Raw genomic sequence first — 11726 nt, 5'->3', positions numbered from 1 at the left:
TCCTGCATGGCGGAGCTGACCAGCGCCACGCCGGCGCGGTCGAGCGCCTTCGACGTCGCGGCGAGCTGCGTCGCGACCTCGGGGCAGGGGCGGCCCTCCTCGACGGCCTTGATCACGGCGGCGAGCTGGCCCTGCGCGCGGCGCAGCCGGTTGAGGACCCGGCGGCGGGCGTCGGCGTTCATGCCCCGGCTTGCCTGGCCGCCTCGCGCTCGCGCTCCTGCTCGGCGACCTTCGCGTGGACCTCGGCCATGTCGAGGCCGCGGACGGCGGCGATGAGCTGCTCGAGCTGCGGGCCGAGCAGCGCGCCGGGCTGGGCGTAGACGAGGACGTTCTCCCTGAACGCCATGATCGTGGGGATCGACCTGATGCCGAAGGCCATGGTCAGGTCCTGCTCGGCCTCGGTGTCGACCTTCCCGAACACGATGTCGGAGTGTTCCTCCGACGCCTTCTCGAAGATGGGACCGAACATGCGGCAGGGACCGCACCACTCGGCCCAGAAGTCGAGCAGCACGATGTCGTTGTCGGCCAGGGTGGCGCCTAGGTTCTCGGCGGTGATCTCTCGGGTAGCCATGCAGGGAGCATACCCCGAGGGGTATGACCGGGATGTCACGGCGGCGGCGCAGGTCCCGGGGGCCAGCCGCGTCGGGTCGGGCCCGCCAGCGGGCGTCGCCGTGCCGCCGAGGCTCCCGCGCCCGGCCGCCGGACCCCCGCCGTCCCCCTAGCCCACCTGGTAGCAGGCCAGCACGTTCCCGGAACCGGGCCAGGTGCGCGTGCCCATGAGCTTCAGCGGCACGTCCGGCCGGCGCTCGAACAGCGGCACGCCCTCGCCGCCCACGAGGGGGAAGTACGTGATGTGCAGCTCGTCCACCAGCCCGTGGGCGAGCAGGTGGTTCCACAGACGGCGCCCCATGAGCACCAGCACCTCGCCGTCGCCCTGGCGCTTGAGGGCCGCGACCTCCTCGACGGCGTCGCCCACCTTGACGATGCGCGTGGTGTCGCGCCACGGGCCGAGGTCCTCCTCGCGGAGCTTGTCCGACACGACGACCTTCTCCACGTCGCGGATCAGCGTGGCGAACCGGCGGCGGATCTCCGTCGTCTTCGGGTCGGTGAGGGCCTTCGTCCAGTAGCCCATGTTGCCGAGGAACGACTCGCGGCCGGCCAGCAGCAGCGTGCCCGCCGCCGCGAGGCGCTCGGTGTTGTAGTGGTCGAAGGCGTCGTCGCGGCTGTAGTCCGGGTGCTCGTGCTCGAAGAACGGCACGATGCTGCGGTCGAGGCTCTCGTAGAAGCCGTCGAGCGTAGAGAAGTTGCTGACGATGAGCTTGCGCATGACGTCCTCCTCCCGCCTGTGGGGCGTGGGGCATCCTCGCGGGAGGATGCGGCCTGCCGCGCCGTGCCGGGGCGCCCGTCCGCCGCCGGAGCGGCTCCGCGTTGCGCGTGCCTAGCGCGTGCGGGAGAAGACTACATCGGCCACCGGCACGACGCCGGCGATGGCCACGGTGCCCACCAGGCTGTCCCCGACGAAGCGTCCGTCGAAGGCGAGGGCGCCGGAGGGGCTGTCGAGCTGCAGGCCGTCGTCGAAGCCGAGCGAGCCGCTCAGCTCGACGAGGCTGCCCGTCTGCAGGCGGAAGATGCCGGCGTCGTACTCGAGGGTCGCGTCGGCGGTCACGTCGGTGAGCTGCTGGTGGAAGGTCATGGAGAGGAGCACGGGCAGCTGGAACGTGCTCGGGCCGGCCTGGACCGTGACGTCGAACCGCGCCGACCACGTCTGGCCGTCGATGAGCCGCAGCCCGGGGACGCTGACCGGGATGCACGCCGAGAGCGTCACGACTAGGAGCGCCGCCGCGAGGGTCAGTGACCTGGCTCTGAGCATGCCAGAGCATAAGGTCGAGGACCCCGGCGCGGGGCCGGGGTCCTCGTTGCCGGCGGTCCCGCGGCCGGGCCGCGCCGGGACCCGAAGCTCAGGCCGCGGCCGGGAGCTCCACCTCGGCGGAGCGCTCCTTGGCCTCGGCCCACACGCGGCGGGCTTCGGCGTCGCTGAGGTCGGCCAGGTCGTCGACCTCCCTGCCGATCGCCTCGCTGGCGAAGGCCTCGTGCTGGCGCCTCTCGATGCCGCAGCCGAGCAGCGCCTCGTGCATGCGGGCGGCGCGGCGCGGGCCGATGCCGTCCTGGCCTCCGCCCTTCAGCACGGCCGCGCGCTGGAGGCCGAGCTGCTGCTCGAGCGCCTGCAGGGCCATCTCGCGGTCCACGCGCTGCGGGCCCTTGGTCGTGCGCGGCGCGCGGGCCTCCTGCGGGCGCTCGGACGAGCGCGGCGCCGAAGCGCGCATGGGCGCCGGCGAGCGCGGCGGCTTCGGGTCGAGGATCAGCTGGCGCTTCTCGGCGTCGTAGTCGACCCACGGCGCCTCCAGCGAGTAGAGGTAGCGGCCGAGGCCGAACTTGGCGCAGGCGCGCTTGAACGCCTGTGCCTCGGCGGCCGTGCCGGCCACGGCCTCGGGGCCGTCACCGCTCTCGCCGGTGCTGCTGCGGGTGACCCCGTGGATGGTCAGACGGCAGATGATGCGCGTCTCGCCCCATGGCTCGAACTCGACCTCCCACGCGCCGGGGACGAGGGCGTTGAGCCTGTCCTCGTAGACGCGAGGGTCTGCGTAAGGCAGCGCCTGAGCACGCGTCTTGTCGCGGCTGATGGCTCCGGCGCGGTACTTGATGTCGGTCTCGTCGAAGGGCTCTGACAGCGCTCTGGTCAACTCCGTCCAGTCGATCTTCGTAGCGGCCTGTTTCATAAACGTCGCCCCGTTCCGTGCCTCCTTGGCACCTCAATATTATAGGTAGACAGGTCGGTAAGTGTCGTGCGCGCGGTGACAATTCGGGGCGAGCGGCCTAGGTCTAAGTTGCCGTGGGGCGTGATACCGGTCCGGGCGTGGAAGCCGCATGGGGCGGGCGGGCGTCGGGCTGCGCCGCGCGCTGGAGCTACGGGCTGGGCGTACGCGGCGCACGAGCGAGGGCCCCGACCACGCAGTCGGGGCCCTCCGCGATCTCCTGGTTCCCTAGCGCCGGGCCCGGCTCAGGCCTCCGCCCGCTGGTTCACCCGGCTCTCGGCGATGGCGGTCAGCTCCTTGTCGGCCGCGCCCTCCTCGTCGAGGGTCGTCTGCAGCGTCCTGGCCACGTCGTGGTGGCCGAGCTCCTTCGCGAACGCCACGGCGCTGCCGTAGGCGGCGATCTCGTAGTGCTCCACGCGCTGCGCGGCCGAGATCAGCGCGGCGTCGAGCGCCTCGCTCGGGTCGTTGTCCTTGAGGAGCCCGTCGGCCTCCTTGATCAGGCCCTTCATGCCCTCGCAGGCGTGGCCGGTGACCTCGGAGCCGAGCGTCCTGCCGACCTCCTCGAGGCGCCTCACCTGCTCCCTCGTCACCTCCAGGTGCTTCTCCATCGCCTGGCGCAGGCGGTCGTCGGTGGCGGCCTTCGCCATCTTGGGGAGCGCCTCGACGAGCTGCTTCTCGGCGCTGTAGAGGTCCTTCACCTCGTGGGCGAGCACGTCCTGTAGGTCGGTCAGTCGCATGGTTCCCTCCTCGTGGGGCCCCTCACTGTGCCCGCCGGTCCGGCGCTCCTGATTACCCGGGCGTGAGAAGGGTGGCGGTCAGCGGCATGACGAACCAAGTCGTCATCGACATCCAGAAATGCAACGCGACCGTGGCGCAGCCCCTCGCCCGACGCGCGAGGCGACCGCCGGTCGCCAGCCGAGCTAGCGGGAGGGCGCGGCGCGGCCTCTGGTGAGCCGGGTGTACACCACGCGCGTGACACCGCGCCGGAACGCGGCGTACACCTCGCATCGAGTCGGCCAGGTACTTGCACACCGTTAAGGGTGAGGGCGACACTTGCCACATCAAGCATTGACAACTCGCACCTAGGGGCCCTAGTTTGTGCCATCCGTGTCGGCCGGCGTGCGCGAGCGTAAGCAAACGGTCTCCGCGCCGGCACCCAGGGCACGGCCGGAGGTGCGGTAGATGGCGATGACGATGGGTAGGGGTGCGGCGTTCGCCCGCCGGGCGGGCGCGCTCGCGGCGCTGGCGCTGGTCGGGTTCGCGGGGGCTCAGGAGGGGATCGACACCGGGGACACGGCCTGGATGCTCACGTCCACGGCCTTCGTCCTGCTGATGACGGTGCCCGGCCTGGCCCTGTTCTACGGCGGCCTCGTCCGCAAGAAGAACGTGCTGGCCACGCTCCTACAGACGTTCGCCGTCGCGGCGCTGGTGACCGTGCTGTGGTTCGCCTGCGGCTACTCGATCGCGTTCGGCGCGAACCCGAACGGCGGCCTGGACGCCTTCTTCGGCGGCCTCGGCAAGGCGTTCTTCTCGGGGGTGGGCGTCACCTCCGTGGTCGGGACGATCCCCGAGCTGCTGTTCGCGGTCTTCCAGATGACCTTCGCCATCATCACGCCCGCCCTCATCCTCGGGGCGCTCGTCGAGAGGATCAGGTTCTCGGCGCTCCTGTGGTTCACCGGCCTGTGGGTCCTCGTCGTCTACGCCCCGCTGGCTCACTGGGTGTGGGGCGGCGGCTTCCTCGCCGGCGCCGGCGTGCTCGACTTCGCCGGCGGCAACGTCGTGCACATCAACGCCGGCGTCTCGGCGCTGGTGGCGGCGCTGGTGCTGGGCAAGCGCAAGGACTTCGGCAAGGTCCCGATCGCGCCGCACAACCTGGTCCTCACCCTCACCGGCACGTCGCTGCTGTGGGTTGGCTGGTTCGGCTTCAACGCCGGCTCGGCGGGCGGCGCGAACGCCCTCGCCGCGGCGGCGATGGTCAACACGCAGGTCGCCGCCGCCGTCGCCGCGCTCACCTGGATGTTCATCGAGTGGGCCGCACACGGTCGCCCGACGATCCTCGGCACGACCTCTGGCGCGGTCGCCGGCCTCGTCGCCGTCACGCCCGCCGCGGGCTTCGTGGCCCCGGCCGGGGCGTTCGTGATCGGGGCCCTCGGCGCGGCCTGCGCCTACCTGGCTGCCGTGCGGCTCAAGCGGGCCCTCGGCTACGACGACTCGCTCGACGTCTTCGGCATCCACGGCGTCGCCGGCGTCGTGGGCGCGGTCCTCACCGGCGTGCTCGCCTCGCCGGCGGTGAACCCCGCGGCCGCGGACGCGAGCCTCGGCGTGCAGGTCTACGGCGTGCTGATCACCGTCGCCTACGCGGCGGCGGCCACCGGCCTGCTCACCCAGCTCGTGCGCGTGGCGGGCGGCCTGAGGGTCCCCGAGGAGCACGAGGAGAAGGGCCTCGACCTCGCCCTCCACGGCGAGGCCATCGCCTGATCGGGCGCGGGGGGAGAGCCGGAGGAAGCGCGCTCGTCCCGGGGAAGGCGTCGGCGGCTGCGCCCTGAGGCCGGGTGCGTGACCCGCGCGCCCGGCCCTGGTGCGGAGACGAGGCGTCCCGCTCAGCCCTCCTTGGGCCGCGCCCGCCGGTACGTGCGACGGCGCGGGCGCTCCGGCTCCTCCCCGTCCTCCGCCTGCACCAGCTCGAGCCTCAGCTCGGCGTCGATGTCGCACTGGATCACCAGCGCTCGTCCGGCCAGCAGGTTCAGCGAGCGCGGCGTGAAGCCGTCGCTGTTCAGGACCACCAGGGTCGGCTCGTCTGTGCGGAGGCGCTCCCGCTGCGGGAGCGTCACCTTCAGCTCGGTGCGGGCGTTCCTCGCCGCCAGCACGTAGCTGCCCGGCCGCGTCAGCACGACCGCGAAGTAGTCGCCCGCAGGCACACCCTTCTCGTTGTCGAGGACCACCTCGTGTCCCCCCTCCGCCTGCTCCGCCCTCGTCGTCACGTCGGTGACGACCACGCGGTAGCCGCCCACGCCGGTGGACGGGTAGAAGCCCACGACCCCGTTCACCGCCAGGTCGACGTTGCCTTCGTCGTCGCAGCAGCAGCCGCGCTCGTCGTCGAGGTTGGACAGGTCGAGGTTCGCCTGCAGGCGCGACGACGCCTCGTCGACGACGACGGTCAGGTCGCGCAGCGGCCGGCTCGCGTGCTGCACGTGCACGCGGTAGCGTCCGGTCCGCGGGAACCTATGGAAGAGGCTCGTGAGCACCGTCAAGGACCCGCTCTCGAAGCTCGATCGGGTGAACACCGCGCGGTTGAGTACCACCTGCTTCTCGGCTCTTTCCACGTCACACGCTCCCACGTCCGCCTGCACCACCAGCTCGACGTCGTCCACGCTCACCGACAGGTCGGCGATCGGCACCTTCACCGGCACCAGCGTCACCGGCGCCCCGCTGAGCAGGACGCTGGTGCTCACCTGGGCCGGCAGCACCTCGAGCGGGTCGTCGATGCGGTAGATGGGCACGCAGGCGCCGAACAGCTCGAGGACGACCTGGGCCAGGAAGTCGAGCAGCCCGAACGAGACGTTGAAGAGGTCGGATCGGTCCGTGAAAGCCATGGGGCCCTCCTGACTGTCGCTTCGCCGGGTCCTAGCTCCAGTGAGGCGACGTCAGGGACCGGACTCCCTGAAGTTCCACGCTGCCGACCCCCACCTCGTGACCATCGCCATGGCGGTCCCCTTCCCATCCCCGGGAGGTGAGCGGGGTGCCCTCCGGACGGTGGTGAGGGCGTGCCCTTGGGGCGCCGCGCTGGGAAGACGTGGGGAACGCTTGGAAATATGTGCTGGCCGGGGCTCGTCGGGCGGTGACACCGGCTCTTGACCTGGAGACGCCGTCGGGCACGGTCCTCCAGCCGTCGCCTCCCGTCGCCGGACCGCCCCGGGGCGCGTGTAGCCTCGGGTCGGCGGCCCGCGGCGGCCTCCGGGTCGCGCCGCGCCGCCCCGCGCCGAGCCTAAGTCCTCCGGTGGCGGGCCGCGGCGTCCGCCGGGTGAGGTGAGAGCTTGGCAGCGCTGACCACGAAGACGCAGGTCTCGGCCGGCGGCGTGGTCTTCCGCGGACGGGAGGTCGCGCTGATACGCCTGGCCGGCGACCGTTGGCAGCTCCCCAAGGGCCTCGTGGAGCCGGGCGAGGCACCGGAGGACGCTGCCGCGCGCGAGGTGCGCGAGGAGACGGGCCTCGAGGCCGAGCTGGTGGCGCCGCTCCCGACCATCGAGTACTGGTACGTGTCGCAGGGCGAGGGCGTCCGCTACCACAAGTTCGTGCGCTTCTACCTGTTCCGCTACGTCTCCGGCGACGTCGCCGACCACGACGAGGAGGTCGAGGAGGCGCGCTGGGTCGACGTGGACGAGGCGGCGCGGCTGCTCAGCTTCGAGAACGAGCGGAAGGTGCTGGCGAGGGCGGCCGAGGCCATCGCGGGGGCGTCCGGGGGCTAGGTCTCAGCCGCCCGAGCCCTGGCGCCCAGGCTCCGTTCCCTGGGGCCCTGGCGCGCCGGTCTCCTGCGACACGGGCGCCACGCCCATCGCCACGGCGTTCACCGCGGCGGGATGGTTGCCCGCTATGCGCTTCGCGACGATGATGCCCTGCGAGAGCGCCAGCGCCGCGCCCACCAGCGTCAGGAGCGCCAGCGGCGTGGCCGCGATCTCCCCCGGGACGTCAGCGTGATCCACCCGATCCCGAGCAGCGCCAGCGCGCCGCCGAGCAGCGTGCGGGCCGAGAGCCGCTCGACGCGCTCGCCGGCCGCGAGCAGCACCGTCAGCAGCGGCACGGACCCGATGACCACCGAGGCCGTGCCGGCCGTGACGTGCAGGAGGGACCAGTACGAGAGCGCGTAGAACGCGCCGAAGCTGAAGACGCCGTAGACGACGGCGCCGCGCCGGTGCTCGCGCCTCACCCAGGGCACGCGCAGCAGCGGCACCAGCGCCGCGAAGGTAGCGGCCGCCAGTCCGAAGCGCAGCCCGGCGCCCCACAGCGGCGCCAGCTCCCTGTTGCTGAAGGGGACGGCCACGAAGTTGCCGGCGGCCAACACCGCGCAGCCGACGAAGAGCAGGACGGTGACGACGCCGACGCGGCTGGCGGCGGCTTCTCTCCCGGCGCTGCGGGGGACCAGCGGCCTCAGGCCCACGCCGGAGTGTAGACCCGACGAGCGCGGGCCGTGCGCCGCGCGCCGCCGACCGTGGGCCGCGCGCCCGTGCCGACGCGCCGCGGCTCTATGCTCACGGGGTGGCGCTGCTCGAGCGCGAGGGCCCGCTGGCCTCGCTGGGTCTGGTGAGAGACGAGGCGGCGGCCGGACATGGGTCGGTGGTGCTGGTCACCGGCGAGCCCGGGATCGGCAAGACCGCCCTGGTGACCCGCTTCGCCAGCGACCACCGCGCGGACACTCGGCTGCTGTGGGGCAACTGCGACGACCTGTCGATACCCCGGCCGCTGGGCCCCTTCCGCGACCTCGCCGTATCCGGTGCGCTACGAGAGGCGCTCGACGCCGAGGCGCCGCCGCACCGGCTCCACACGCTGCTCCTGGCCGAGCTGGCGGCGCAGCCGCCGCCTACAGCGCTCGTCATCGAGGACGTCCACTGGGCCGACGAGGCGACCGTAGACGCGATCACGGTGATCGGCAGGCGCATCGGCGACCTCCCAGCCGTCCTCGTGCTCACGTACCGCTCCGGCGAGCTCGGCACCGGCCATCCGCTGCCAGCGGCTCTCGAGGCGGTGAGCGGCAGCACCTCGCTCTACCTGCAGCTAGCGCCGCTCTCCCGAGCCGCCGTCGCCGAGCTCGCCGGCGACGACGCCGACGGGGTGTACGCGGCGAGCGGGGGGAACCCGTTCTACGTCACCGAGCTCATCGCCGCCCGTCCCGAGAGGCTGCCGCCGTCGGTCGCCAACGCGGTCCTCGGGCGCGTCGCCCGCCTGTCGCCGGAGGCGCTCCGCTTGGTCGAGCTGGTGGCTATGGCCCCGTCGCGGTTGCCCACACGGGTCCTCGACGTCGCGATGCCCGGCTGGGCTGCCGCGGCCGAGGAGCCGGAAAGGCGCCAGCTCCTCAGCGTCGCGGCGACGCACGTGCGCTTCCGCCACGAGCTGGCGCGGGAGGCCGTGCGCGCGAGCGTGCCGGCGGCGCGGCGACGCCTGCTCCACGCCGACCTGCTGCGGTCGCTGGTCGAGACAAGGGCCGAGCCCGCCGAGGTCCTGCACCACGCCGAGGAGTCAGGCGACGCGGAGGCCGTCGCGGAGCACGCCCTGCCGGCGGCGCGCCGGGCCGCCGCCGCCGAGTCGAACCGCGAGGCCTACGCTCACTACGCGCGCGCCCTCGACTTCGCCGCGGCGCTGGCTCCCGCCGAGCGGGCCGTGCTGTACGAGGAGGCGGCCCTCGCCGCGTACACGGTCGACAGGCTGACGGAGGCCTTCGCCGCCGTCGAGGCTGCCATCGCGCTCTACCGCGAGGTCGGCGACGTGCAGGCTGTGGGGCGCTGCACGCGCTTCCTGTCGCGCTGCCACTGGTACGGCGGCGACGGCGTCGCCGCACGGGAGGCCGCGCTGGTCGCGATAAGCGTGCTCGAGCCGCTCGGCGAGTCGGTCGAGCTGGCCCGAGCCTACAGCGGCCTCTCGCAGCTCGCGATGCTCGCCGGCGACGACGCTCAGGCCGTGGCGTGGGGCGAGAAGTCGGCGGCGCTCGCCCAGAGACTGGGTGCCGACGCCGTCACGGCGCACGCGCTGGTGAACATCGGCTCGGTGCGCGTCGGCGTGGACCCCGAGGACTACGGTCTCCTGCTCGAGGCGCATCGTCTCGCCGACGCCGCGGGCGACCGCCACGAGGCGGTGCGCGCCCTGCTCAACCTCGGCTACTCGACGCTGGCGTGGGCGCGCCCGGTAACGGCGTGGCGGTACACGCGGCAGGCGGCGGCGTACGCCGAGGAGCACCAGGTGGACACCCTTCTCCTCTACACCCGCGTGATGCTCGGCTGGCTCCACCTACGGCAGGGCGACTGGGACGAGGCCGAGGGGATCGCCTCAGACGTGGCCGGCGAGGGCGCGAACGTCGCCCAGTTGCTCGCCGACACCGTGCTCGCCGAGCTGGCCGTGCGGCGCGGTGACGAGGACGCCGGCACGAGGGTGGCGGTACTGGCCGAGCGCGCCGAGAGGGCGGCCGAGCTCCAGCGCCTCGGCCCGGTGCTGCAGCTCGAGGTCGAGATGGCGCTCACAGGTCGCGCCGACCCGCCGCGGGCGCGCGTCGCCGCCGCCGAAGAGCTCATGAGTTCGGGCGGCGGGGGCTGGGCATGGGCGGGTGTCGCGGCCTGGTCGGCCGTCGCGGGCCTCGACCTGCCCGTGGAGGGGGACCTGCCCGAGCCCTTCGCCCCGATGGTGGCGCGAGACTGGCGGCGGGCCGCCGAAGCGTTCGGAACCATCGGGTGGGACTACGACAGGGCGCTGATGCTCACCCTGACCGACGAGGCGGCGGCGCTAGGGGAGGCGCTCGAGACCGCCCGGCGCCTGGGGGCGCGGCCGCTCGAGGAGCGAGCGACGAGGCGACTGCGCGAGCTCGGCGCCGCTGTCCCGGCGCGCCCGCGAAGCGAGACGCTGGCGAACCCGGGCGGGCTCACGACGCGGCAGCTCGAGGTCGTGTCGCTGGTCGCCGAGGGCCTGACGAACAAGGAGATAGCCAGGCGGCTGGGCCTCTCGGTCCGGACCGTCGAGCACCACGTCGAGGGAGTGCTCGCCAAGCTCGGCGCCGCCAGCCGCCGCGCGGCCGCCAGGCGCTACGCCGAGCTGGTGCCAGAGGAACTCAGGCCGAGACCCCCGCGACCGCGGTCCGCTTGACCTCCTCGGCGCAGCGCTTGACTGCCGCGACGCTGCGGTCGATGTCGGCCTCGGTCGTCCGCCACGAGGACACCGACACGCGCATCGCCGTCCTGCCCTGCCAGACCGTCGGGCCGGCGTAGAGCGTGCCCTCGGCCTGGACCTCCTGCACCACACGCGCCGTGGTCGCGGCATCACCGAAGCTCACGAGCACCTGGTTCAGGACGACCTCGTTGAGGACCTCGAAGCCTGCCGCTCTCACCCCGTCGGCGAAGCGGCGCGCCAGCGCGCAGGTGCGCTCCACCAGCTCGGCGACGCCCGACCGGCCCATGGTCCTGAGGACGGCCCAGGTAGGCACGCCGCGGGCGCGGCGCGACAGCTCGAGCGAGTACAGCACCGGGTCACGGCCGATCTCCCCTGGCGGCAAGTAGGCGGCCGACACGCTCATCGCCCGCTCCAGCGCCGAGGCGTCCCGCACCAGCACGATGCCGGCGTCGTAGGGCACGTTGAGGTACTTGTGTGCGTCGGTGGCCCAGGAGTCGGCGCGCTCCATGCCGACGGTCAGGTGCGAGAAGGCCGGGGAGGCCGCGGCCCAGAACCCGAACGCCCCGTCCACGTGCACCCACGCTCCGACCTCGCGAGCGGCGTCGACGACCTCGGCCATAGGGTCGAACGCTCCGGTGTCGACGTTGCCCGCCTGAAGGCAGAGGATCGCCGGCGGCTCCAGGACCGGGAGCATCTCAGCCCGCAGGCGCCCCTGGCCGTCGACCGGCACGCGCACGACGCGGTCGCGCCCGAGGCCGAGGATGCCGAGCGCCTTGAGCAGCGACGGGTGAACCTCATCCCCAACGACCACGGTCACCGGCGGTGCCCCGAACAGGCCGTCGGCGACCGGGTCCCAGCCGGCTCGGCCGAGGACCGCCGTCGTGGCCGTGCCAAGCGCGGCGACGTGGGCCATCGTCGTGCCGGTGGCGAACGCGCCCCAGGTCCCCTCGGGCAGCCCTGTGGCCTCGACGACCCAGCGCAACGCCGCGGCCTCGAGCGCCACCGTGCCGGGAGTCGCCGCCGCGGCCATCGTGTTCTGGTCCCAGG

13 protein-coding genes are annotated in these 11726 nt (G+C 73.2%); 3 read left to right on the top strand and 10 right to left on the bottom strand.

All coding sequences use genetic code 11. From position 1 onward, the window contains the following. The 6 genes from VF202_09535 to VF202_09510 all read right to left on the bottom strand — a co-directional run. The coding region (locus VF202_09535) for a metal-sensitive transcriptional regulator (protein ID HEX7040343.1) at positions 1-182 on the bottom strand (182 nt) is incomplete at its 3' end. Next, positions 179-571, bottom strand: coding sequence for a thioredoxin (gene trxA / locus VF202_09530; protein HEX7040342.1), 393 nt, complete (start codon positions 569-571; stop codon positions 179-181). The genes trxA and VF202_09535, both read right to left, overlap by 4 nt. Positions 572-718: 147 nt before the next feature. After that, positions 719-1327 (bottom strand): dihydrofolate reductase family protein, encoded by a 609-nt coding sequence (locus VF202_09525; GenBank protein HEX7040341.1) that lies wholly within the window; start codon positions 1325-1327, stop codon positions 719-721. Between the two features lie 111 nt (positions 1328-1438). Next, a complete protein-coding gene (locus VF202_09520) occupies positions 1439-1870 on the bottom strand; it encodes a hypothetical protein (protein HEX7040340.1) in 432 nt (143 codons plus the stop codon). An 88-nt stretch (positions 1871-1958) separates the two neighbouring features. Next, entirely contained in the window at positions 1959-2741 is a 783-nt protein-coding gene (locus VF202_09515; protein ID HEX7040339.1) for a hypothetical protein, read from the bottom strand. A gap of 317 nt (positions 2742-3058) precedes the next feature. Beyond that, positions 3059-3550, bottom strand: coding sequence for a ferritin-like domain-containing protein (locus tag VF202_09510; protein ID HEX7040338.1), 492 nt, complete (start codon positions 3548-3550; stop codon positions 3059-3061). A gap of 451 nt (positions 3551-4001) precedes the next feature. Here VF202_09510 and VF202_09505 point away from each other — a divergent pair, with 451 nt between their 5' ends. Next, complete coding sequence (locus VF202_09505; protein ID HEX7040337.1) at positions 4002-5291, top strand: ammonium transporter; 1290 nt, start codon at positions 4002-4004, stop codon at positions 5289-5291. Between the two features lie 122 nt (positions 5292-5413). Here the strand turns inward: VF202_09505 and VF202_09500 are convergent, their stop codons facing one another. Beyond that, complete coding sequence (locus VF202_09500; protein HEX7040336.1) at positions 5414-6406, bottom strand: hypothetical protein; 993 nt, start codon at positions 6404-6406, stop codon at positions 5414-5416. 441 nt (positions 6407-6847) lie between these two features. Here VF202_09500 and VF202_09495 point away from each other — a divergent pair, with 441 nt between their 5' ends. Continuing rightward, positions 6848-7279 carry an NUDIX hydrolase gene (locus tag VF202_09495; protein HEX7040335.1) on the top strand — a complete coding sequence of 144 codons (432 nt, stop codon included), beginning with the start codon at positions 6848-6850 and terminating at the stop codon, positions 7277-7279. 3 nt (positions 7280-7282) lie between these two features. Here the strand turns inward: VF202_09495 and VF202_09490 are convergent, their stop codons facing one another. Continuing rightward, positions 7283-7513: a hypothetical protein gene (locus VF202_09490; GenBank protein ID HEX7040334.1), complete on the bottom strand. Its 231-nt coding sequence runs from the start codon at positions 7511-7513 to the stop codon at positions 7283-7285. Continuing rightward, entirely contained in the window at positions 7459-7968 is a 510-nt protein-coding gene (locus tag VF202_09485; protein HEX7040333.1) for a DMT family transporter, read from the bottom strand. Before VF202_09485 ends, VF202_09490 begins: the two co-directional genes overlap by 55 nt. Before the next feature lie 98 nt (positions 7969-8066). Between VF202_09485 and VF202_09480 the strand changes: the two genes are divergently transcribed. Continuing rightward, positions 8067-10655 carry an AAA family ATPase gene (locus VF202_09480; GenBank protein ID HEX7040332.1) on the top strand — a complete coding sequence of 863 codons (2589 nt, stop codon included), beginning with the start codon at positions 8067-8069 and terminating at the stop codon, positions 10653-10655. Here VF202_09480 and VF202_09475 read toward each other — a convergent pair. Further along, the coding region (locus tag VF202_09475; protein HEX7040331.1) for a pyridoxal-dependent decarboxylase at positions 10621-11726 on the bottom strand (1106 nt) is incomplete at its 5' end. The two genes, VF202_09480 and VF202_09475, sit on opposite strands and share 35 nt — an antisense overlap.

Source organism: Trueperaceae bacterium, assembly GCA_036381035.1.
Lineage (GTDB): Bacteria > Deinococcota > Deinococci > Deinococcales > Trueperaceae > DASRWD01.
The sequence above is the reverse complement of the archived record's forward strand: the minus strand, read 5'-3'. Positions and strand labels throughout refer to the sequence as shown.